The organism is Massilia oculi (assembly GCF_003143515.1).
Taxonomy (GTDB): domain Bacteria; phylum Pseudomonadota; class Gammaproteobacteria; order Burkholderiales; family Burkholderiaceae_D; genus Telluria; species Telluria oculi.
Genome location: NZ_CP029343.1, coordinates 1,350,783 through 1,372,687, shown reverse-complemented (window position 1 = coordinate 1,372,687; position 21,905 = coordinate 1,350,783). Strand labels below are relative to the sequence as shown.

The window sequence follows — 21,905 nt, the reverse complement described above, 5'->3', positions numbered from 1 at the left end:
TCTAGACAAAAAATCGACGAAGCGCACTGTCCGCGCGCTGTTCGCCAAGCAATTTCAGCAATATAGCAAAAATGCCAATCTCGGACAAAAACGGCATTGTCCCATAATCGGCCATCGTCTGGCTCGCCAATTGTGCCGTAGAGCTCGCGCGCGCGCCCAGCGTCGTTACATCGCGTTACCTCGTCGCTGGCGGCGCCGTGTCAGGTCCGGTCGAACCCAGGAACCGGGCAGGTGCCCGGCGCGTCGACTTCTCCCGCCAGCCAGGCCACGGCCGCTTCCAGGGCGGGTGGGGCGAAGCCATAGCTCATCAGGGCCGGGGCCGGGAAGTCCAGCGCCTGGTAGGGGTTCCACAGGGCCAGGTGCAGGTCGGGGCGCCAGCCGGCGCGCGCGTTGGGGCCATAGCGGCGGCGCGCGGTCGAGGCCAGGATCGTGAAGCGCCCGTCCTGCGGAAGAAGCGACCAGTCGAAGCTTTCGCTGTCGGCGAAGGTGACGAGTTCGACGTCGTACAGGGCGCCCAGCGCCTCGGCGATGCGGGCCGCCGGCACGCCGGCTTCCGAGATGCCGTCGCTGACCACGTCGGCGCGCGCCACCAGGCGCACGCGGCTGCCGCGCGCGGGCCGTTGCGGCTGGCCGAGTTCGGTCAGGCCGGCGCGCCAGGCGCGCGCCATCAGCGCGCGGTCGTCCTGTTCGCGGGCATAGGCGATGGGGCGCGCGGGATGCGCATCGGCCAGCTTCGCAAGACGCGCCAGTTTCGCCTCGACGTCAGGCAGCGGCAACGCGCCGTCGCGGATCGCCGCGGCGATCGCGTGCACGGTCTCGACCTGGGTCTCGCGCGTGCCGATCGCCATCACCATGTCGGCGCCCGCGACCAGCGCATTGACGGCGGCTTCGCCGGCGCCGTAGCGGTGGGCGATCGCATGCATGTCCATGCCGTCGGTGATGATCACGCCCTGGTAGCCGAATTCCTCGCGCAGCACGCCGGTGAGGATGGCGCGCGACATCGTGGCCGGGTTGAGCGGGTCCAGGGCGGGATAGACGATGTGGGCCGTCATCACCGCCGGCGCCGGGGTTGCCGCCCTGGCTGCGATGCGGAACGGCGCGAACTCGAAGCGTTCCAGCTCCTCGCGCGGCTTGTCCACGTGCGGCAGGTCGCGGTGCGAATCGACGTGGGTGTCGCCGTGGCCGGGGAAGTGCTTGACGCAGCAGGCCACGCCTTCGGACTCGCTGCCTTCCATCCAGGCCAGGGCGATGCGGGTGGCCTGCTCGGGGTCGGCGCCGAACGAGCGCTCGGCGATGACGGGGTTGTGCGGGTTGTTGTTCAGGTCCAGCACCGGCGCGAAGTTCCAGTTGAAGCCCAGCGCGCGCACCGCGCGCGCCACCGCCGCGCCGACCTCGCGCGCCAGTTGCGGATCGTTCGCGGCGCCCAGCGCCATCGCGCTCGGCGGCGCCGGCACCCAGGTCGAGCGCACCACGGCGCCGCCTTCCTGGTCGAGCGCCACCAAGGCGCGCGGACCCATGGCGTCCACCAGGGCGCCGGTGAAGCGGGTCAGTTGAAAGGCGTCCACCATGTTCTGGCGGAACAGGCAGACGCCGCCGATCTTGTGGGTGCGCAGGAAGGCGTCGGTGTCGGCATCGAGTTCGGTGCCGAACAGGCGCACCATCATCAATTGGCCTGCCAGGTCGAGGTAATCAGTCTTGGTGCTGGACATGGGATTCGTGGTCAGTTGGTCTTGGTGACCTTGCTCAGGTGGCGCGGCTGGTCCGGATTCATGCCGCGTGCGGCCGACAGCTTCGCCGCCATCGTATAAAAGGCCTGCACCGCCGCGATCGGGTCGAGGTCGGGAATGGCGGCGGTCGGCAAGGTCAGGTCGCGGCTGGCGACGTCGCCCGGCGCCGCCAGCAATACGCGCGCGCCGCGCCCGCGCATCTCGTCGGCCAGGGCCACCAGGCCGGCCTGGGTCGGGCCGCGGGTGGCGTAGACCAGCAGCGGGTAGCCTTCCTCGATCAGGGCCATCGGACCGTGCTTGATCTCGGCGCCGGAGAATGCTTCCGCCTGCAGCGCCGAGGTTTCCTTGAACTTGAGCGAGGATTCGAGCGCCAGCGGGAAGCTGATGCCGCGGCCCACGACCATGATGTTGCGGGCCGGCGCCAGCACCTCGATCGCGGCCGACCAGTCCACTTCGGTCGCAGCGCGCAGCGCGTCGGGCAGGGCGGCGATGCCGTCCTTCAGTTCCTTGCTGTCCTGCCAGTCGGCGACCAGGCGCGCGCCGGCCACCAGGCTGGCGATGAAGCTCTTGGTCGCGGCCACGCTTTTCTCGGGTCCGGCATGCAGCGGCATGGTCCACTCGGCGGCGTCGGCCAGTGGCGAGGCGGGGTCGTTGACCAGGGCCACGGTGGTGGCGCCGCCGTCGCGAAAGTAGCGGATCGGCTCGACCACGTCGGGACTCTGGCCCGATTGCGAGATCGCCACCGCCAGCGTGTCGCGCGCGACGATCGGCGATTTGTACAGGGTGATGAGCGACATCGGCAGCGAGGTCACCAGGCGGCCCATGCGCGCCATGATCAGGTAGGCCAGGTAGTTGGACGCGTGGTCCGAGCTGCCGCGCGCCACGGTCACCGCGCTGTGCAGCTGCGTGGCGCGCAGCTTCGCCCCCAGCTCGGCGTAGCGCTCCACGTCCTGGGTCAGCTGGTGGGCGATGCAATCGGCGGCCGACAAGGCCTCCTGCAGCATGAGCGAGGGGGCGGCTTGGGAAGTGGCGGCGGTGGTCACAGGACTTCTCCTTCGATATGGACGGCTTTGATGTTCAGGTCGCGGTCGAGGACCACGAAGTCGGCATGGCAGCCCGGCGCCAGGCGGCCGCGCAGGGTTTCGCCGAGGTAGTCGGCGGCATTGGTGGAGACGCGGCGGCTGGCGTCCTCGATCGACAGGCCGATGCCGACCAGGTTGCGCAGCGCCTGGTCCATGGTGAGCGTGCTGCCCGCCAGGCTGCCGTTGGCCAGGCGCACGCCGCCCATGCATTTATGGACCACCTGGCGACCCAGCATGTATTCGCCGTCGGGCATGCCGGCGGCGGCGGTCGAATCGGTCACGCAGAACAGCTTGGGGATGCAGCGCAGCGCGGTCTTGATCGCGCCCGGGTGCACGTGCAGCAGGTCGGGGATGATCTCGGCGTATTCGGCATGCGCCAGCGCCGCGCCGACCATGCCGGGATCGCGGTGATGCAGGCCGGGCATGGCGTTGAACAGGTGGGTGAAGCCGGCCGCGCCATGCGCGAGGGCGTCGACGCCGACCTCGTAGCTGCCGGTGGTGTGGCCGATCTGGACCCGGATGCCGGCGTCGGCCAGCAGACGCACCAGCTCCATGTGGCCGTCGATCTCGGGCGCCACCGTGATCAGCTTCATCGGCGCCTGGGCGTCGAAGCGTTTGACTTCATCGAGGCTGGCTTCGCGCGCATACGGCGGCTGGGCGCCCAGCTTGCCGGAATTGATGTACGGGCCTTCCAGGTGCACGCCCAGGATGCGCGCTTCGCCCTTGCCGCGCGCGGCGCAGGCCTGGCCGATGGCGGCGAGGGCGCGGTCGATGTCCTCGACCGGTGCGGTCATGGTCGTGGCCAGCAGGCTGGTGGTGCCGTGTTTCGCGTGCAGGGCGGCGATCACGTGCGGGGCGTCGCCGCCTTCCATCATGTCGCGCCCGGCGCCGCCGTGCACGTGGACGTCGATGAAGCCGGGCAGGATGTAGTCGTCGCCGTTGGCGTCCGGGTCGGCCTGGCTGCCGTCGATGGCGTCGACGTGCGCGCCATAGCGCAGCGTGCCGTGGATCCAGCCGTCCGGAGTGAGGATATTGCCTTTGATGGTAGCGCTCATGCCTGGGAGTCCTTCAGGTGCAGTTCGATCATGCGCAGCGCGCCCAGGGCCGAATCGCCATGGGGTGGGCTGCAACGCGCCAGCGTCTCGGCCGGCAGGTACGGGCGCAGGGTCTCGCCCAGGCCACCGCACAGCGATAGCGGCAGGGTCTCGCCGGGGTCGAGTGCGCGCGCCATGGTGGCCACTTCGCGGCCCGCCTGCTCCAGGATGGCGCCGGCGACCGGGTCGAACGCGCCATGGGTCACCACGAAGCGCGCCAGGCTCGCGTAATCGGTCTGCGAAGCCTTGCCGAGCCAGACCTGGATGGCGTCGCGCCCGCCGCCGCAGGCTTCGATGACGTCGCGCGCCAGCGCGCCGCCCTCGGCGCGGCCGTCGAGCACCTGCTGGACATGGGCGATCGCGCGCAGGCCCATCCAGGCGCCGCCGGCTTCGTCGCCGGAGGGGAAGCCCCAGCCGCCAACCTCGACCCGCGTGCCGTCCTCGCGCAGCGCTTCGCCCACGCTGCCGGTGCCGATCGCGACGATGGCGCCAGGGCGGCCCCCATGGGCGCCCATCAGGGTCGAGAAGCCGTCGGTATCGAGCCTGAGTGCGGCATAGCCGGGATTGGCGGCGCGAAAGGCGGCCGCCCATTCCTTGTTGTGCACGCCCGCCAGGCCCAGGCCGATGGCGCACGACTGGCGGGGAATCGCGTCGATGCCGATCGCGGCAAAGGCCCTGGCGGCGGCCTCCTCGACCGCGCGCCAGGCATTGTCGATGCCATGGACGAGGCCCGAAGCGCCGCTGCGGCCGGTGGCCAGTTCGGCGCCGTCGCGCCCGGCCAGGCGCACCCGGGTATTGGTGCCGCCGCCGTCGACGCCGATGAGATAGTCGATCATGGTAGGTGAGGGAAATTGGGTCAAGGCACTATAGGCAGGGCCTATCTGGATGTCAACAGGTATTTAACTGGTATGCGTGGATGCGGACCAAATGCAGGTATAGCCTGCGCTCATGCTGTCGAGAATGATGGCGATGGATGGCGGGATTGGTATTGTCATTGGTATTGCATGGAGCGTGATGGCGATGCCGCCGCCGGCGCGTCGGCGTGGACGGCGCAGGTGCGGGAGTGGTGGAAGGGGGCGGACAGAGAGAGGATGTAGCGCCGCGACCGTACTGCGGGCCCCGGCGCAAGGTCAAGGCGACATGCCTTGAACAGCGGGCGTTGTTGGCGGTCTACTGCGGCGTCTGGCTGCTGCCGCGCCGGTCGACGACCAGCAGCCGGCCGTTGCCGCCCGCCGGCGCCTCGTCCGCGCCTTCGGTCACATGCACCCGTGCCGTGCCGGGGCCGCTGACCGCGATGTCGGCGCGGTCGGCCGTCAAGCGGTTGCCGTCCAGGCTCCCCGAGCCGCTCAGGCGCGCATGGACCATGTCGACCTGGCCGCTGATCCGGGCGCCGCCCGGGCCGTCCGAGGTCAGGACCAGGCGCTTGCCCTGGATCGCCGACGTCAGGCTGCCCGAGCCGCGCAGTTCCGCCTCCAGCGTGTCCGAGACCTGGGCCAGTTCGATGCCGCCCGGGCCACGCGCCTTGAGCGTGGCTTTCGTGACCGTGAGGTCGCGGGCGTCGAGATCGCCCGAGCCCGACATCTGCGCTTTCAACTCGCCCACGGTGCCGGCCAGCCGGGCGTCACCCGGTCCATGCAGCCGCAAGCTGGCCGCCTGCGCGCGCAGGCCGAGCGCGGTCAGCTTGCCCGAGCCGCCGATCTCGGCGTCGAGCTGGGCGATGGCGCCGCCCAGGCAGACGTCGCCGGGACCGCTTTGCAGGGTGCTGGCGCGTCCGGCCGCCAGGTCGCAGGCTTCAAAGGAGCCGGAGCCGGTCACTTCGGCGCGCACGTCGCCGCTGGCGCCCCGCAGCACCATGTCGCCGGGACCGGAGAGGCGCGCCTCCAGGCGCGCCAGGCGCAGGCCGTCGGCCTCGAGGTCGCCCGATCCGCTGATCCTGGCGTGCAGGGAGCCGTCGATATTGGCCAGCCGCACGTCGCCGGGACCGGACATCGTCAGCGCCACGTTGCTGGCCCGCAGCCGTTGCAGGCTGGCGTCGCCGCTGCCGCTCACGGTGAGCGCCAGGTCGCGCACCGCGCCGGAGACTTCCAGGTCGCCCGGGCCGCTGAGGTCGAGCGCGAAACGCTCGCCGCTTACCTGGTCCAGCGTGGTATCGCCGCTGCCCGACATGGACAGGCTTTTCAGTGCCGGCGCGCCGATGTGGATGACCACAGCCTCGCGCCGCTTGCCGAGGCTGAAGCCAAAGTTGAACAGCTTGCCCTCCCTGGGCCGCACCACCAGGGTGTCGCCGCGCACGAAGGTCTCGACCTCGTCCAGACGCTCGCGTTCGCCGCGCAGGCTCAGGCCGGCCCGGCCCTGGGTGTCGATGGCGACCTCGTATGGGCCGCTCAGCTCGATGGCGCTGAAGGCGGCGACGCTGCGCTGTTCGGAGACCGCCTCGGCCGGCGCAGCGGCCCGGCTGTCGCCGATCGACAGGAAGGCGGCGCCGAGGGCGACGGCCAGCAGGGTGGTACTTTGCGCGATGTGCATATTGTTCCTGGCCTCGAGTAGATGGGAGCCTGAACGATACGCCGGCGGCGCGTGCGGGGCACGACAAAACCGACGAAACGGTCGATTCCGGGGTTCAATGGCGCCTGCGTGCGATGAACCGTGCGCCAGGCGCGACAATCCGCGGCGCCCGCCGCGGCGTGCAATGTCATAATGTCGGGATCGTCGAAATAAGGATGTCCATGATTCGCCACCCAGGGCTGCAGGTCAAGACCCGCTCCATGCTGCGCGCCTTGCCGCTGCTGGCAGGACTCGTCTGCTCCGGCGCCATGGCGGCGCCGTCGACCTTCGGCCCGGTGATCGGCAGCGCGCTGCTGTGCCGCAGCCAGCTGGACAACGCCTATTTCCACGCCTACCTGACCCAGGCCTTCGGTCCGGCCTACAAGCGCGAGGGCGGGGCTTACTGGTTCAAGACCGAGGCTTCGCTGTGGGGCGCCCAGGTGAGCGAGGTGATGGTCAGCGACGACACCAGCAACCTGGTGTTCGTCGCCGCCATCGTCGACAGCAAGCCCGAGGAATTCGAAAAATCGGTACGCGCCGGCGCCGGCGTCGCCTTCAAGCCGGTGGACGCCTCGCGCTACCCCTTGCGCAAATCGAACCCGGGCAGCACGATCGCCTACGCCAGGGACAAAAGCAAAATATACTGCGCGAAGTTCAAGCCGCAGCCTCCGGGCCGCTAGCCGCGCCACATCGTACGGTCCAACGCATGTACAACCATTATTTCCAGCTGAAGCACGCCCCGTTCTCGATCGCGCCCGATCCGCGCTACCTGTTCATGAGCGAGCGGCACCGCGAGGCGCTGGCTCACCTGCTGTACGGCATCGGCAGCGGCGGCGGCTTCGTCCTGCTGACCGGCGAGATCGGCGCCGGCAAGACCACCGTGTGCCGCTGCTTCATCGAGCAGATTCCCGACAACTGCCGCCTGGCCTATATCTTCAATCCGCGCCTGAACGCCGAAGAGCTGTTGCAGACGATTTGCGACGAGCTGCACATCGCGCTGCCGCCCGGGGTGAGCGGCGTCAAATCTCACGTCGATGCGATCAACCGCCACCTGCTCGAATCGCATGCCCAGGGACTGAACAATGTGCTGGTGATCGACGAGGCCCAGAACCTGTCGAGCGAGGTGCTCGAGCAGCTGCGCCTGCTGACCAATCTCGAGACCAGCGAGCGCAAGCTGCTGCAGATCATCCTGATCGGCCAGCCGGAGCTGCGCACCATGCTGGCGCGCCCGGAACTGGAGCAGCTGGCGCAGCGCGTGATCGCGCGCTACCACCTGGGGCCGCTGTCCGAGCAGGAAACCGGGGCCTATATCGCGCACCGGCTGGCGGTGTCCGGGGCGGCCGGGATGCCGTTTCCCCCGGGCCTGACGCCCGTGGTGCACCGCCTGACGCATGGCGTGCCGCGCCGGATCAACCTGCTGTGCGACCGCGCGCTGCTGGGCGCCTACGTCGAGAACAGCCCGCAGGTCACGCGCGCCATCCTGCTCAAGTCGGCCGAGGAAGTGTTTGCCGGCGAGCCGGCCGCACGCAAGCCGCTGCGCTGGCCGCTGCTGGCGGGCGGGGCGCTGGCCGGGGTGGCGATCAGCGCCGCGGCCTGGCAGATGCTGCCGCAGCAGCAGGCGCGGCCGGCCACCGCGCAAGCGGCGCCGGCCGCCGTGCAGCAGGTGGCGGCCAGGCCGGCGCCAGCGCCGACGACGGCGCAGATCAAGGCCGCGCCCGCGGCCGGCGCCGATTTCGCGGCCGGCAAGAGCGAGAACGATGCGCTGCGCGCGTTGGCGGCCTTGTGGGGACCGTCGTTCGCCGGTATTGCCGGCTCCACCCCGAAGGCGACCTGCGAGGCGGCCCAGCGCGCCAACCTGCGCTGCCACCAGGGCCGCGGCGGTCTGTACGAGCTGCGCCTGCTGGACCGCCCGGCCGTGGTCACCCTGCACGACGGCCCGCGCACCGGGTATGCGGTGCTGGCCGGGATGGACGAGGGCAGCGTGCTGCTGGCCGTGGACGGGCGCCGCGAGCGGGTCGCCATTCCCGCCTTCGTCGCGCGCTTCGGCGGCGAGTTCACGACTTTCTGGCGCATGCCGGGCGCATTCCGCGACGTCGTGGGGCAGGGCGACCGTGGCCCCGATGTCGACTGGATCGCCCAGCGCCTGGCCGGCCTGAACAAGACGACCGCGCCGGCGCTCGACCAGCCGCTGGATGCGCGCACCCAGGAATGGCTGCGCGCCTTCCAGGCGGCCCAGGACCTGAAGGCGGACGGCGTGGCCGGGCCGCGCACCTATATGCGTCTCAACCAGCTGTCCGGCGTGGCCGAGCCGCGCCTGCTGGCCGCTGCGGCGACGGGGAACTGATATGTCGTACATTCTCGAAGCGCTCAAGAAGGCCCAGGCCGAACGCCAGCTGGGCAACGCCCCGACCATCCATGCGCCGCCGCCGACGTATGCGGCGCCGGATCGGGCCCGGGGCGGGAACCGGCGCAATCTCATGATCGGCCTCGGCCTCGGCCTGGGCGTGCTGGTGGCGGCGGCCGCCTTGCTGTGGGTACGCCACGGGGGCGAACAGCCGGTGCGGCTGGCGGCGGCGCCGGTGACCGTGCCGACGCCTGTTTCCGCACCCGCACCCGCATCTGCTCCTGTGCCAACGGCGGCTGCCGTGCCGCCAGCCGCACCGGCACCGGCACCGGCACCGGCACCAGCACCGGCGCCGCGCGAAGCCGCGCCGGTGGTCGCGAAGCAGGCGCCGGCCAAGGTAGCCGCACCGGCGCCGCCAGTGCGCGTGGCCGAAGCGCCGGTTTCCGCAACGCCGGCCGCTGTGGCGCCGGCGCCCGTGGCGGCGGCCCAGCCGGCCGGCGAGGACAACCTGCGCACACTGCAGCAATTGCCCGAGGCGGTCAGGCGCGAGATCCCGCAAGTGAGTTTCGGCGGCTACATTTATTCGCCGACGCCGGGCGAGAGCTTGCTGCTGGTGGACAAGACGCTGCGCCGCGAAGGCGAGGAAGTGGCGCCCGGCCTGGTGCTCGAGCGCCTGATGCCGAAGGCGGCGGTGATGAACTACCGGGGAACCCGCTACCGTGTCGCGTACTGAAGCGCCGCGGATGGTGCAGGGCCCGGGCCCGGGTCCGGTCCTGGGCGTGGTGGGCTGGTCGGGCAGCGGCAAGACCACCTTGCTGGAAGGGCTGGTCGCGCGCCTGGCGCAGGACGGCTTGCGGGTCAATATCGTCAAGCACAGCCACCATGACATCGAGCTGGAGCCGCCGCGCAAGGACAGCGCACGCCTGCGCCAGGCCGGGGCGGCCGAGGTGATGATCGCCTCGCCTTACCGCTTTGCCATCATGCGCGAGTTGCGCGCGGAGCCGGAGCCCGGGCTGGACGAGTTGCTGGCGCGGCTGTCGCCGGCCGACCTGACCCTGGTCGAAGGCTATAAATGGGAATCCCTGCCCAAGATCGAGGTGCACCGTCCGAGCCTGGGCAAGCCGTCGCTGTGCCAGGACGACGCCACGATCCTGGCCGTGGTCTCGGATGCGGCGCGGCCGCTTGAGGCGCGCGCCGGACTGGCTTGGCTCGACTTGAACGACCTGGAGCGGGTGGTGGAGTGGGTCTGCGGCTGGTTAAAAAGCCGCCCTCAAGTTCTGGTCGATGAGGCCGTTAAAGACTGACAAGTCTTTTTCTGGAGAGGTGTATGGACGTCGCGAACATTGCCAAGCTTGCAACCAGCATGGCCGAAACCGGTATTCGTCAGGAAGTGGGCGTCACGATGCTCAAGAAATCCATGGACATCCAGGCGGCATCGGCCGCCCAGCTGCTCGACGCGCTGCCGCAAGCGCAAAACCTGCCGCCACACCTGGGCAATACGATCAATACCAAAGCTTGAATTCCAAGCCTGAACCCAGGGCGTGCATCCGGCGCGAACTTTAGCGCGAAAGCCGGATCGAAGATCAGACAGGATTGCGTATTGCGTTTTGAAACCCGGCGGCCACGCCGGGTTTTTGCTTTCGTCCTTAGTGGAAGGCGCGCAGGATGCGTTCTTCGCCCGACCGGTCCTTGTAGCGGTCGTTGGCGGCGCGGGTGGCGGCCATCATGCGTTCCAGTTGCGCATCCTCGAAGCGGGACAGTTCTTCATTCGCCGCTTCCAGGGCGAGCGACAGCTTGGCGCGCGCATTCTGGTACAGGGCGCTGGAATAATGATCGGTATTCTTGAGCAGTTCTTCCGCGTTTTCGATCACGAGGCGCAGGTCGCCGATCAATTGCTCCTGCGTTTGTGCATGCTGTTCCGGGGTTTCCATCGCCTTCACCTCTAAGCCGTATGATTGACGTCTTAAAATATAAACAAGGAAGCCCCGCTCTGTTTGTTAGTGCGCAAACATAAGAACGTCGTTCTGGCGCTCAATTTCTTCGCACTATAAGCCCGGGTCGCGGTCGCCAACAGCCTACTGCACGGTGATGCGCAAGTCGCCAACCGAGACGATCTGGCCACTGCGGATCTTCGCCGTCTTGCGCAGCTCCTGTTTACCATCGACCGACACCACGCCGCTGGCGACCATGTTCTTGCCGGCGCCGCCGCTGTCGACCAGGCCGACCAGCTTCAGCAGCTGATTGACCTCGACGAATTCTGATGTCAAATCGAAAACTATTTTTTGCATTCTATCCTCGGGTTGGTGATGGCGGCGTACGATTGATGAGGCCGCTCGGCATGGGCGCAAACCATGGGCGCAAGGGTTGGCGGCGACGCCAACCCCGCGTGACCTCGTCGGATCACACCGGATCCGGACGCGTCATGTCGATCGGCACGATCCACTGGTCGAACTGCTGTTCGTCGACGAAACCGCTCTGCAGGGCGGCCTGGCGCAAGGTCAGGCCGTCCGTCGATGCCTTCTTGGCGATCTGCGCGGCGCGATCATACCCGATGTGCGGCGCCAGCGCAGTCACCAGCATCAGCGATTTTTCCATCAGCTCGCCGATGCGGGCGCGATTCGGCTCGATTCCCTGGGCACAATGCTCGTCGAAGGAGCGCATGCCGTCGGCCAGCAGGCGCGCGCTTTGCAGGAAGTTGTGCACGATCATGGGCTTGAACACATTGAGCTCGAAATTGCCCTGGGAGCCGCCGACCGTGATGGCGACGTCGTTGCCGAACACCTGGCAGCACAGCATGGTGAGCGCCTCGCACTGGGTCGGGTTGACCTTGCCCGGCATGATCGAGCTGCCCGGCTCGTTCTCGGGGATGGTGATCTCGCCCAGGCCCGAGCGGGGGCCGGACGCCATCCAGCGCACGTCGTTGGCGATCTTCATGAGGGCCGTGGCCAGGGTCTTGAAGGCGCCGTGGGCGGCCACCATCGCGTCGTGGGCGGCCAGGGCCATGAACTTGTTCGGCGCGGTCTTGAACGACAGGCCGGTGCGCGAGCCGAGCTCGGCCGCGATGCGCGGGGCGAATTCGGGGTGGGCGTTCAGGCCGGTGCCGACGGCGGTGCCGCCGGCGGCCAGCAGCAGCAGGCCGGGCAGGGCGGACTTGAGCTGCTGCTCGGCATATTCGAGCTGGGCCACGTAGCCGGAGAATTCCTGGCCCAGGGTCAGCGGCGTCGCGTCCTGCAGGTGGGTGCGGCCGATCTTGACGATCGGCTCGAAGTCGCGCGACTTGCGCAGCAGGGTGCCGCGCAGCTGGGCCAGCGCCGGCAGGACTTCCTTGGCCAGCGCCCAGGCGGAGGCCACGTGCATGGCGGTCGGGAAGATGTCGTTCGACGACTGGCCCATGTTGACGTGGTCGTTCGGGTGCAGCAGGCGGCCTTCGCCGCGCTCGCCGCCCAGCAGCTCGGAGCCGCGGTTGGCCAGCACTTCGTTCATGTTCATATTGCTCTGGGTGCCGGAGCCCGTCTGCCAGACGGCGAGCGGGAACTCGGCCGGGTGGCGGCCCTCGAGCACCTCGTCCGCAGCGCGGATGATGGCGTCGGCCTTGTCGCCGGGGAGCTTGCCGAGCGAGCGGTTGACCGCCGCCGCCGCGCGCTTGACCTGGGCCAGCGCCGCGACCAGCTCGGGCGCCATGCGTTCGGTCGAGATGTGGAAGTGGTGCAGCGAGCGCTGGGTCTGCGCGCCCCATAGGCGATCGGCTGGCACCTCGATCGGGCCAAAGCTGTCCTTCTCAATCCTGTTTTCCATAGACATTCCTGTTATGCAAGGGGCTGGGATTAAAGAGTTTATCGCAATGTCCGTTAATTACGCTTGGGCCTCTCTCTTGTTATTCCTTATGGCTAGCCGCCTCCCCCTGATCATCACTTGCGCGCTACTCTCTGGCGCGGCCGGCGCGGCCGGCGCGGCCGAACTGGGCGAAGCGCAGGTGCGTTCGTATATCGGCCAGCGCCTGGTGGCCGATATCGAGCTGACCATGCTCGACGCCCCGGCCACCCCCGTGCAGGCGCGCCTGGCGCATCCGAACGTCTACCGCGGCGCCAATATCGGCATGCCGCACGTGCTGTCGACCCTGGCCATGACTGTGACGCAGCGCGAGGGCCGCCAGTTCCTGCAAGTGACGTCGCTGGCCCCGGTTGAATCAAACCGGCTGCACCTGTACCTGGAACTGACCGATGGCGGCCAGCGCGACGTGCGCCTGGTGACCTTGTCGATGGCGCCGGATCCGAATCCGCCGCCACCGCCGGCGCCGGTCAGGATGCCGGCGCCGGTCGTGGCCGACACGGCGGCGCCCGCGCCCGTCGTGGCCAAGCCGCCGCCCAAGCCGCGTCCGCCTCCACCGCCCAAGCCGGTCGTTGCGAAGATCGCGCCGAGGCCGGAACCGGAATCCAGACCGGAACCGAAACAGGAAGCCCAGCCGGCACCGGCAGCCGAGCCGAAGCCGGCCCCCAGGGCGCTGCCCCTGCCACTGGCCGCCCCGGCGGCGCCGGCCGCTTGCGCGCCCGCGCCCGACGTCGACCGCTCGACCGTGTGCGCCGCGCTGGACTACAAGAATGCGCAGTTGCGCGAGCAGATCGGCCAGCTGGAAGACAAGGTGAAGGTATTGCAGGTGGCGCTGGGCGCCAGCCCGGCGGCCGTCAGCAAGCCGCGGCCGCTCGACCCGAACAAGCCGCATCCGGCGCGGCGGCGTCCGGCGCCCGAGCCGGAGGCGCCGACGCCCTGGGACTGGATCGCCGGCGGCCTTGGCGCCGTGCTGGCGCTGGCCGTCGCTGCGATCCTGATGGTGCGGCGTCGCAAGCGGGCAGGGCGGATCCAGCCCATGCCGGGTATGCCCTTGATGACCCGCCTGCGCCAGCGTTTCGCGCGCAAGAAAGCGAGCCAGGAGCCGGTCGAGCCGAAGCTGGACGAGACTGAACAGGAAATGTCTACACAAGTTTGATTTTGCGTTATACTGGACTTGTGATCGACGAGGTCACAGACGGCACAGGGTCTGCGCAGCCACCACCGATAGCGTGGCGCGACAACAGACGACCGTTGATGAAACGCCTGTGACCGGAAGCAGTCCACTTGCCTGCAGCGGCGGTGGGCGCCGGGAGCAACCGGCAAGAGGCGACGCCAGCAGATAGCTGGGGTTCGTCCTCCACCCGATTCGCGGTCGAGCCCCTGGCTCGATGGCATCCAAGGCGCCCGATGGGCGCTTTTTTTTGGCGCTGTACCCGTTAGATATGGATGAGCATTGAACTGCTGAGCTGACCCGCGGTCCAACCCCGGTCGTCATCGATCGGGAGCGCGCAATGAAAGCGCCGGAGTTTGCGAAGCTGTTCAACGGGCTGCCGCTGCTGAACCAGTGGCAGCGGCAGCAGGTGCTCGCCGTCCTGCATCCGGCAGCCGGGCTCGACCGAGTGATCGCCCTCATCGGCGAGATCCGGTCAAAGGAGCGCTGCTGCCCCGACTGCGGCTGCGAGCGTTGTCACCACCATGGCCAGGCCAACGACTTGCAACGCTTTCGCTGCCGCGCATGCGGCCGTACCTTCAACGACCTGACCGGCACGCCGCTGGCGCGGCTGAGGCACAAGGACAAGTGGCTCGATTACCTGGACACGATGCTCGATTCCCGCACGGTCCGCTCTGCGGCCAAGCGGGTAGGCGTGCACCCGAACACGACGTTTCGCTGGCGCCACCGCTTCCTCGACCGGGTCAAGGACGACCGGCCCGAGCGCCTGGCCGGCATCGTCGAGGCCGACGAGATGTTCCTGCTCGAATCGCAGAAGGGGGCGCGCAAGCTCCATCGCCCTCCGCGCAAACGCGGTGGCAGGGCCGCCTTGCGCGGCATTTCACGTCACCTCGACTGCATCCTGGTGGCGCGCGACCGCAGTGGACAGACCATTGATGCCGTCACCGGCCGCGGCGCCTTGAAAGTGACCCAACTGATCAAGCACCTGCTGCCGAAACTCGATTCGCAAGCGCTGCTGGTCACCGACGCCAACGCCGCCTACCGCGCCTTCGCCCAAGTCCATGGCATTGCGCACCAGGCCGTCAATCTCAGCGCCGGCGAGCGGGTGCGCAGCGGCGTCGAGGGCGCGATCCATGTTCAACATGTGAACGCTTATCATCGGCGCTTCAAGGAATGGCTGGCGCGCTTCCATGGCGTGGCGTCGCGCTGGCTACCCAACTACCTTGGCTGGCATTGGGCGATCGATGGTGGGAGGGTCACTTCCGTCGAGCAATTGCTGCGTATCGCATTCAAGGTCATCAACAGATAACGATGACAGCGCCTTTTCTTTGGCGCTTCGCTCCCTCGCGCCGCAGTCGGTCTTTATTCCTGCAACAAAAAAGGCACCCGCAGGTGCCTTGGTTCAGTATTCGCCAGGAATCAGTGCGCCTGCAGCGCGCGGTCCAGCTGGCCATCGAACGGCTCGGTCACGTCGCGGATCGCGCGGTCGTTGGCCATCAGCTGCTTGAGCAGGTCGATCTTGCGCAGGCGCTGGGCGCCCTCCAGGGCCGGCATGCCGGCGGCGGCGCTGCGCGCTTCGACCTTGGCTTCCACGTTCAGGTTGGCAAACTCGTTCCAGTCTCCGGCCTTGGCGGCTTGCGACATCTGACGGGTCAGGCCAGCCAGGTTTTCGTACATCGCGAGGACTTCGTTTGCGTTCATGTTGCCACCAAAACAATGAAACTCCGGCCGGATTGCCGGTTGTCTGGTTCTTTTACGGCAGGGATTTTGGGAACTTTAGGGTTTTTTTGAATTTTTTTTGAATTTTTTTCCCGGGGCCGCCAGCTGGCATACTGTCGACATGGATCATCAGAACAATCACAGTCACGAGGCGCACGACGACATCGCCCGCCGGACGCTCGCGCATTACGAGCGCAATGCCGACTCCTTCTTCGCCGGCACGATCGACCACGACGTCAGCCAGAACATCGCCGCCCTGCTGGATGCAATCGAGGCGCCGGCGCCTTACACCATTCTCGACCTGGGCTGCGGACCGGGGCGCGACCTCAAGACCTTCAGTGCGCTCGGCCACCGCGCCATCGGCGTCGACGGCAGCGAGCGCTTCGTGGCCATGGCGCGCGACTACAGTGGCTGCGAGGTATGGCGCCAGGATTTCCTGCACCTTGATCTGCCTCAAGCGACCTTTGACGGCATCTTTGCCAATGCCGTGTTGTTCCATGTACCGAGCGCCGCCTTGCCGCAGGTGCTGGTGCATCTGCACGCCGCGCTCAAGCCGGGCGGGGTGCTGTTCAGTTCGAATCCGCGCGGCGACAACCGGGAAGGCTGGAACGGCCCGCGCTATGGCAGTTATTACGACTACGCCACCTGGGAACGCTATCTGCTCGCGGCCGGCTTCACGGCCCTGCATCATTACTACCGGCCGCCCGGCTTCCCTCGCGACCAGCAACCGTGGCTGGCCAGCGTCTGGCGTAAGCCTGTTTGTTAAGCGACGAACAGAACTGCCTGGAAGTTACTCCTATTCTTAAGGCTCATCCACGGACCAGGCAAGGAGACTGCAATGAACAAGGATCAAGTCAAGGGCAAGGCGAAGGAAGTCGGCGGCAAGGTGCAGCAGAAGGTCGGCGAAGCCGTCGGCAGCCGCCAGCAGCAGAGCGAAGGCCTGTCGAACCAGGCCGAGGGCAAGGCCCAGAAGAAGATCGGCGACGTGAAGGAAATCGCCAAAGGCAATCGCTGATCTGCCTTCTGCACCATGACAAAGCCGCGCAATCGCGCGGCTTTGTCGTTGGCGCCCACGGTTTCAGCGATGCCGTGGCGCGCCGCGCCGTCAATGCGGCGCGCCGGCGCTAGCTTGCCCCTTTCGCCGGTCTGTCCCCCAGCACGTCTTCTATATAGAGCATCCTGACCAGTACCGCCAGCACGGCGGCCAGGGGCGTGGCCAGCGCCACGCCGGCGAAGCCGAACAGGGTGCCAAAGATCAGTTGCATCACGATCACTAGCGCGGGCGGCAATTCGATCGCCTTGGCTTCGATCATCGGCTGCAGCACATAACCTTCGAGCATATTGATCGCCGCGAACAGCAACAGTGCATACATCGCCATTTCCGGGCTGATCGACAGCGCCAGCAGCACGGCCGGGATGCCGGCCATGATCGGGCCGAGGTAGGGAATGAAGTCGAGCAGACCGGCGATGATGCCCAGGATCAGCGCCAGCGGTACGCCCAGCAGGGACAGCCCGATCGCGGTGGTGGTGCCCACGATCAGCATCGACAGCGCCTTGCCGAGCAGCCAGCTGGCGAGCGAATCGCTCATCTCGTCGATGACCTCGCGTGCGCGGCCGCGCTTGTGTTGCGGGATCAGGCGGATGAAGCCGCCGGTATAGACGCCCGGCGTGGCGGCGAAATAGATGCCGACGAAGATGATGATGACGACGTTGCCGAGGGCGCCCAGGACGCCCGAGAAGAACAGGCCGGCGTTCGGTACCAGCGAACTCATTTGCTTGACGATGTCTTCCGGCGGCGGCAGCTCGTCCACCACACGCTTGAGCAGCGGATGCTGTGCGACTTCGCCCTGCAGACGCTCGATGGCGGCCGGGATTTCCTCCGCCAGCTGGGTCGACTGCTCGGAAATCTGCGGCGCCATGGCCCAGCCGCCCAGGCCGATGATGGCGCCGAGCAGCAGCACGACGATGCCGAGCGCGAGCTTGCGCCGCATGTGGAAGCGCCGGTGCATGATCTCGCTCAATTTATAGAGCAAGATGGCGAACAGGATGCAGGCAAACACCAGCAGCAGCGCATCGGCCGCGAGCACGACGGCGGCCAGGCCGAGGATGAACAGCACGGCGATGCCATTGACGAGGGTCACGCGGCGCGCCAGGCGGCGCTGGGCCTGCGGAGCTTCGTGGGTTGCCGGGACGGCGTCGGTATTGTTGTTATTCATGGAGAATTCTCTTCTTGAGCGGCGGGCCGCGTTGCAAGAAAAGATTAGCATTTGAGCTACAAAAATGTCGCGCGGGTGGGGACGGATCGCTGTGTGCGTGCGCTAACAGATGAGCAGGTGCGGATGGACTATTCTGTACCCATCGCATGGCCATCCAGGCATGCATTACTCAAGGAGAACACCATGAACAAGGACCAAGTCGAAGGCAAACTGAAAGACATCGGCGGCAAGATTCAGGAAGGCGCCGGCAAAATGGTGGGCAGCACCGAGCAGCAGGCCAAGGGCCTGGCGAACCAGGCCGAGGGCAAGACCCAGGAAGCCTATGGCGACGCGAAAGAGGTCGTGAAGGATGCCGTGGACGAAGCAAACCGTCCAACGCCACGTCCGTAAGCCACACCGCGCTTTGACAGCGCAATGAAAAACGGCCGCGTCGATCGACGCGGCCGTTTTGTTTTGGAAAGCAACGATCAGTTCGGCTGCGTGCCGCCCAGCTGCTTCTTGAAGTAGGACTCGATCAGGCCATACACGTGGCGCTGGTTGGTGCGGCCCGACATGCCGTGCTTGGCGCCCGGATAGGTCATCAGGTCGAACTGCACATTGCGCTTCACAAGCTCATCGATCAACAGGGTGGTGTTCGAGAACAGGACATTGTCGTCGGCCATGCCGTGGATCAGCAGCAGATGCGATTTCATGCCGTCCAGGTGGGCGAACACGCCGCTGCGCTTGTAGGCTTCCGGATCGCCCTTGGGCGTACCGCCAACGTAGCGCTCGGTATAGTGGGTGTCGTACAACGCCCAGTCGGTCACCGGCGCCACCGACACGCCCATCGCGATCTTGTCCGACGCTGCGGACAGCAGGCGCAAGGTCATGAAGCCGCCATAGCTCCAGCCGAACACGCCCACGCGTTTCGGATCGACGAAGCTCTGCCTGGCCAGCCAGTCGATGCCGGCCACCTGGTCTTCGACTTCGTGCTTGCCCAGGTTGTTGTGCAGTACGTCGGTGAACTGTCGCTCGCGGCGGCCCGAGCCACGATTGTCGAGACGGAAGACCACGAAGCCCTGCTGCGCCATGTACTGATCAAAATAATTGCCCCAGGCACGGGTCACGCGCTGCGAATGCGGGCCGCCATAGGTGAACAGGAACACCGGGTAACGTTTAGTCGCATCGAAACCGGCCGGCTTGATGATCGAATAGTGCAGGGTCTGGCCATCGGCCGCCTTCAGGGTGCCGAACTCGGTCGGCAGGTGCGCATCGAGGTGGCGCGTGTATGGATGGTTGGCATTGAGTTCGTTTTTCTCGATCCACTCGACCATGCTGCCGTCGGCGCGACGGATCGACACTTGCGGCGGGGTGTTCGGATTCGAATAGGTGTCGACGAACAGCTTGCCGTTGCCGGCGAACGAAGCCTCGTGCCAGCCGTCGCCCTGGGTAATGCGGGCCGGCTTGTCGGCGCCGCGGCCATCCAGCGACAGCGCATAGGTCTGCTTGTCGATCACGGCGTCGCGGTTCGACGAAATATAGATCTTGCCGGCGCCTTCATCGACGGCCAGGATATTGTCCACGCCCCAGTCGCCGCGCGAGATCGGGTGCAGCAGCTTGCCGTTCAGGTCGTACAGGTACAGGTGCTTGCGGCCGGTGCGCTCGGATGCCCAGACGAAGGCCTGGCGGTTCTTGAGGAAGCGCAGGTCGTTATGGACTTCGACCCAGGTGCTGGAGGTTTCCGAGAACAGCGGACGCTGGGCCAGGGTGGCGACGTCGACCGCCACCAGGTCGAGGCGCTTCTGGTCGCGCGTCTGGCGCTGGTAGACCAGGGTCTTGGCGTCGGCGCTGAAGTCGGCGCGCACCAGGTAGATGTCCTTGTCCTGGCCGAGGTCGATCTTGCGCTGCTCACCGGTGGCCGGATTGACGACCATCAGCTCGATCGCCACGTTCGGATCGCCCGCGGCAGGATAGTGCTGGTCGATCACCTCGGTGCGGTCGGCGAAGATCTCGAAACGGCGCACCACCGGCACCGGCGCGTCGTCGTAGCGGCGGTAAGCGATGTGCGAGTCGTCCGGCGCCCAGTAGTAGCCGGTGGTCTGGCTCATCTCTTCCTGCGCGATGAATTCCGCTTCACCATTGTGCACGGTGCCCTTGCCATCGGTCGTCAGCTGGCGCTCGGCGCCGGTGGCGAGATCGATCACCACCAGATTCTGGTTGCGCACGAAGGACACGTAGCGGCCGCGTGGCGAGATTTTCGGATCGATGACGTTGCCCGAGGCGACCTTGCGCGCGGCTTCCGGTTTGGCGGCATCGACGAGATACAGGTCGCCGCCGATCGGCACCAGCAGGCGCTTGCCGTCGGGCGACCAGTAATAGTTGAGGATGCCCGACAGGCCGGCGGTACGCGCGCGTTCGCGGCGCGCCTTTTCTTCGAGCGACAATTCCTCGTTCGGCACCAGCTGCTTGGAATCGACCAGGCGCTGCGTGGCCTTGCTCCTGGTGTTGTATTCCCACAGGTCGAGACGGTACTGGTCGTCGGCGCGCGGGCGCAGGAAGGTCACGCGCTCGCCATCCGGCGACACGCGCAGGTTGCGCACGCTGGCGCCGGCCAGCGAGGCTTCACCGTAGATGCGGTCCAGTGTCAGTTTTTCGGCCATGGCGGGCGTGGCCGCGAGGGCGGCCAGGAGAAGGAGGAGAGGGCGCATTGATGTCTCTTGAGGATTATTAATTTACAGCAATCGCGAGACGATACCAGAGTCAGCGGGGCTGCGCCATCGCGCCGTCGCGGATACGCTGGCGCGCCAGCTTCTCGAACTGCCAGGTCAGCAACACCGCCGCCACCGTCAGCGCCACCACCAGGCCGATCCAGAAGCCGGTGGCTTCCATCGGCGCGGAGGGCGACCACGGGAACCAGGCCGGCGCCAGGCCGAGGATGCAGCCGAGCGGCAGCGACAGGCCCCAGAACGACAACAGCTGGATCACCATCGGCGGGCGCGTCACCTGGTAGCCGCGGATGGCCGAGGCGGTCGCGACCTGGGTCGAGTCCGACAGCTGGAACAGCGCGGCGAACAGCAGCAGGTTGGCGGTCACCTGCTGCACCGCCGGATCGGAGGTGTACATCGCCGCGATCTCCCAGCGGAACAGGGCGATGCCGAGCGCCGCCACGACGCCGAAGCTGACCGAGACGCCCACGCCGACCCAGCCGACGAAGCGCGCGCGCACCGGGTCGCCTTCGCCCATGGCCTGGCCGACGCGGGTGAGCATGCCGATCGCAAAGCTGAGCGGCACCATGAACACCAGCGACGCGAAATTGAGCGCGATCTGGTGCGAGGACACCTGCACCACGCCGTAACGTGCAACCAGCAGGCTGATCAGGCCGAAGGCGCTGACCTCGGCGAAATAGGTGACGCCGATCGGCAGCCCGAGGCGCAGCTGGGCGACGATCTCGCGCGCATCCGGTCCTTCGTAGCGGTCAAAAGGGTAAGTGAGGCGATAGGCCGGCGCGCGCGTGACCCACCACAGCATGGCGCCCAGCATCAGCCACAGCGCGCTGGCGGTGGAGATCGCGCAGCCGACCGCGCCCAGCTGCGGGAAGCCGAATTTGCCGTACACCAGCACCCATGCGACCACGGTATTGAACACCAGGCCGAGGATGGCGATCCACATGATCGGCTTGGTCTGGTTGATGCTGGTGGTGTAGCCGTACAGCGCGCGATACACGCCGAAGGCCGGCATGCCGACGCTGATCACGTGCAGGAACAGCGATGCGCGGTCGGCCACGTGGGCCTCCATGCCGATGTGGTCGAACAGCAGCGTGCACAGGTTGGCGAACAGGCAGCCGACCAGGCCGACCAGCAAGCCCTTCCACATGGCCTGGCGCACCGAGTGCGGCACCCGGTCGTGGCGCGCGGCGCCGATCTCGTGGGCGACCACGGTGTTGATCGCCATCATCGTGCCCATCACCGTCACCAGCACGATCGACCACACCGCCGTGCCCAGCGATACCGCCGCCAGCTCGTCGGCGCTGACGTGGCCGGTGAGGGCGACGTCGGCCACGCCCATCCCGACCGTCGCCAGCTGGCCGACCAGCACCGGCCACGACAGGCGCCACAGGGTGGCGATTTCGGTGCGGACGGGTGTGGCGGTGGTAGCGGTGGCGGTGGTCATGATGGGGCGATAAGGCGATATGGACCCGTGA

The 21,905-nt window shown here is 67.3% G+C and carries 22 protein-coding genes; 10 read left to right on the top strand and 12 right to left on the bottom strand.

Annotation, left to right across the window (positions count from 1 at the left end):
- Positions 1-200: 200 nt before the first annotated feature.
- The 5 genes from nagZ to DIR46_RS06335 all read right to left on the bottom strand — a co-directional run bounded on the left by nagZ (position 201) and on the right by DIR46_RS06335 (position 6,429).
- On the bottom strand, positions 201-1,709 hold the full coding sequence (nagZ, locus tag DIR46_RS06355) for a beta-N-acetylhexosaminidase (protein WP_109344481.1): 1,509 nt from the start codon (positions 1,707-1,709) through the stop codon (positions 201-203).
- 11 nt (positions 1,710-1,720) lie between these two features.
- Complete coding sequence (locus DIR46_RS06350) at positions 1,721-2,731, bottom strand: SIS domain-containing protein (protein WP_109347926.1); 1,011 nt, start codon at positions 2,729-2,731, stop codon at positions 1,721-1,723.
- A 35-nt stretch (positions 2,732-2,766) separates the two neighbouring features.
- Positions 2,767-3,864 carry an N-acetylglucosamine-6-phosphate deacetylase gene (nagA, locus tag DIR46_RS06345; RefSeq protein WP_109344480.1) on the bottom strand — a complete coding sequence of 366 codons (1,098 nt, stop codon included), beginning with the start codon at positions 3,862-3,864 and terminating at the stop codon, positions 2,767-2,769.
- The gene (locus tag DIR46_RS06340) at positions 3,861-4,739 is read right to left on the bottom strand and encodes a glucosamine kinase nucleotide-binding domain-containing protein (protein WP_109344479.1); all 879 of its coding nucleotides are present in this window, start codon (positions 4,737-4,739) and stop codon (positions 3,861-3,863) included. The genes nagA and DIR46_RS06340 overlap by 4 nt, the downstream gene beginning before the upstream one ends.
- Positions 4,740-5,073: 334 nt before the next feature.
- Positions 5,074-6,429, bottom strand: coding sequence for a GIN domain-containing protein (locus tag DIR46_RS06335; RefSeq protein WP_109344478.1), 1,356 nt, complete (start codon positions 6,427-6,429; stop codon positions 5,074-5,076).
- A 200-nt stretch (positions 6,430-6,629) separates the two neighbouring features.
- Here DIR46_RS06335 and DIR46_RS06330 point away from each other — a divergent pair, with 200 nt between their 5' ends.
- Genes DIR46_RS06330 through DIR46_RS06310 form a run of 5 tightly spaced genes read left to right on the top strand, consistent with a single transcriptional unit; the run spans position 6,630 to position 10,310 of the window.
- Positions 6,630-7,127 carry a hypothetical protein gene (locus tag DIR46_RS06330; protein ID WP_109344477.1) on the top strand — a complete coding sequence of 166 codons (498 nt, stop codon included), beginning with the start codon at positions 6,630-6,632 and terminating at the stop codon, positions 7,125-7,127.
- A 26-nt stretch (positions 7,128-7,153) separates the two neighbouring features.
- Positions 7,154-8,791, top strand: a complete 1,638-nt coding sequence (locus DIR46_RS06325; protein WP_109344476.1) for an AAA family ATPase — start codon at positions 7,154-7,156, stop codon at positions 8,789-8,791.
- A gap of 1 nt (position 8,792) precedes the next feature.
- Positions 8,793-9,524 (top strand): general secretion pathway protein GspB, encoded by a 732-nt coding sequence (locus tag DIR46_RS06320; protein ID WP_109344475.1) that lies wholly within the window; start codon positions 8,793-8,795, stop codon positions 9,522-9,524.
- Positions 9,511-10,095 carry a molybdopterin-guanine dinucleotide biosynthesis protein B gene (gene mobB, locus DIR46_RS06315; RefSeq protein ID WP_109344474.1) on the top strand — a complete coding sequence of 195 codons (585 nt, stop codon included), beginning with the start codon at positions 9,511-9,513 and terminating at the stop codon, positions 10,093-10,095. Before DIR46_RS06320 ends, mobB begins: the two co-directional genes overlap by 14 nt.
- 23 nt (positions 10,096-10,118) lie before the next feature.
- Positions 10,119-10,310: a YjfB family protein gene (locus tag DIR46_RS06310; protein WP_109344473.1), complete on the top strand. Its 192-nt coding sequence runs from the start codon at positions 10,119-10,121 to the stop codon at positions 10,308-10,310.
- Positions 10,311-10,437: 127 nt separating this feature from the next.
- On the opposite strand, the gene DIR46_RS06305 is transcribed toward DIR46_RS06310, so the two are convergent.
- The 3 genes from DIR46_RS06305 to fumC all read right to left on the bottom strand — a co-directional run bounded on the left by DIR46_RS06305 (position 10,438) and on the right by fumC (position 12,586).
- Entirely contained in the window at positions 10,438-10,722 is a 285-nt protein-coding gene (locus DIR46_RS06305; protein ID WP_109344472.1) for a DUF883 family protein, read from the bottom strand.
- A 144-nt stretch (positions 10,723-10,866) separates the two neighbouring features.
- Complete coding sequence (locus tag DIR46_RS06300; RefSeq protein WP_109344471.1) at positions 10,867-11,079, bottom strand: RNA-binding S4 domain-containing protein; 213 nt, start codon at positions 11,077-11,079, stop codon at positions 10,867-10,869.
- A gap of 112 nt (positions 11,080-11,191) precedes the next feature.
- Positions 11,192-12,586: a class II fumarate hydratase gene (fumC, locus tag DIR46_RS06295; protein WP_109344470.1), complete on the bottom strand. Its 1,395-nt coding sequence runs from the start codon at positions 12,584-12,586 to the stop codon at positions 11,192-11,194.
- Positions 12,587-12,674: 88 nt separating this feature from the next.
- On the opposite strand from fumC, the gene DIR46_RS06290 reads away from it, so the two are divergent.
- Together DIR46_RS06290 and DIR46_RS06285 are read left to right on the top strand one after the other, a co-directional pair.
- Positions 12,675-13,775, top strand: a complete 1,101-nt coding sequence (locus DIR46_RS06290) for a FimV/HubP-related protein (protein WP_109344469.1) — start codon at positions 12,675-12,677, stop codon at positions 13,773-13,775.
- Between the two features lie 355 nt (positions 13,776-14,130).
- Positions 14,131-15,099, top strand: coding sequence for an IS1595 family transposase (locus DIR46_RS06285; RefSeq protein WP_109344468.1), 969 nt, complete (start codon positions 14,131-14,133; stop codon positions 15,097-15,099).
- A 110-nt stretch (positions 15,100-15,209) separates the two neighbouring features.
- Here DIR46_RS06285 and DIR46_RS06280 read toward each other — a convergent pair whose 3' ends face one another.
- On the bottom strand, positions 15,210-15,491 hold the full coding sequence (locus tag DIR46_RS06280; protein WP_109344467.1) for a flagellar protein FliT: 282 nt from the start codon (positions 15,489-15,491) through the stop codon (positions 15,210-15,212).
- 139 nt (positions 15,492-15,630) lie between these two features.
- On the opposite strand from DIR46_RS06280, the gene DIR46_RS06275 reads away from it, so the two are divergent.
- Both DIR46_RS06275 and DIR46_RS06270 read left to right on the top strand, forming a co-directional pair.
- Complete coding sequence (locus DIR46_RS06275; protein WP_109344466.1) at positions 15,631-16,275, top strand: class I SAM-dependent methyltransferase; 645 nt, start codon at positions 15,631-15,633, stop codon at positions 16,273-16,275.
- 72 nt (positions 16,276-16,347) lie between these two features.
- Entirely contained in the window at positions 16,348-16,524 is a 177-nt protein-coding gene (locus tag DIR46_RS06270) for a CsbD family protein (RefSeq protein ID WP_109344465.1), read from the top strand.
- 109 nt (positions 16,525-16,633) lie between these two features.
- On the opposite strand, the gene DIR46_RS06265 is transcribed toward DIR46_RS06270, so the two are convergent.
- The gene (locus DIR46_RS06265) at positions 16,634-17,725 is read right to left on the bottom strand and encodes an AI-2E family transporter (protein WP_109344464.1); all 1,092 of its coding nucleotides are present in this window, start codon (positions 17,723-17,725) and stop codon (positions 16,634-16,636) included.
- Between the two features lie 183 nt (positions 17,726-17,908).
- On the opposite strand from DIR46_RS06265, the gene DIR46_RS06260 reads away from it, so the two are divergent.
- Positions 17,909-18,115 (top strand): CsbD family protein, encoded by a 207-nt coding sequence (locus DIR46_RS06260; protein ID WP_109344463.1) that lies wholly within the window; start codon positions 17,909-17,911, stop codon positions 18,113-18,115.
- 77 nt (positions 18,116-18,192) lie between these two features.
- On the opposite strand, the gene DIR46_RS06255 is transcribed toward DIR46_RS06260, so the two are convergent.
- Positions 18,193-20,412, bottom strand: a complete 2,220-nt coding sequence (locus tag DIR46_RS06255; protein ID WP_109344462.1) for a S9 family peptidase — start codon at positions 20,410-20,412, stop codon at positions 18,193-18,195.
- A 52-nt stretch (positions 20,413-20,464) separates the two neighbouring features.
- Positions 20,465-21,874 (bottom strand): MATE family efflux transporter, encoded by a 1,410-nt coding sequence (locus DIR46_RS06250; protein WP_109344461.1) that lies wholly within the window; start codon positions 21,872-21,874, stop codon positions 20,465-20,467.
- Positions 21,875-21,905: the final 31 nt, after the last annotated feature.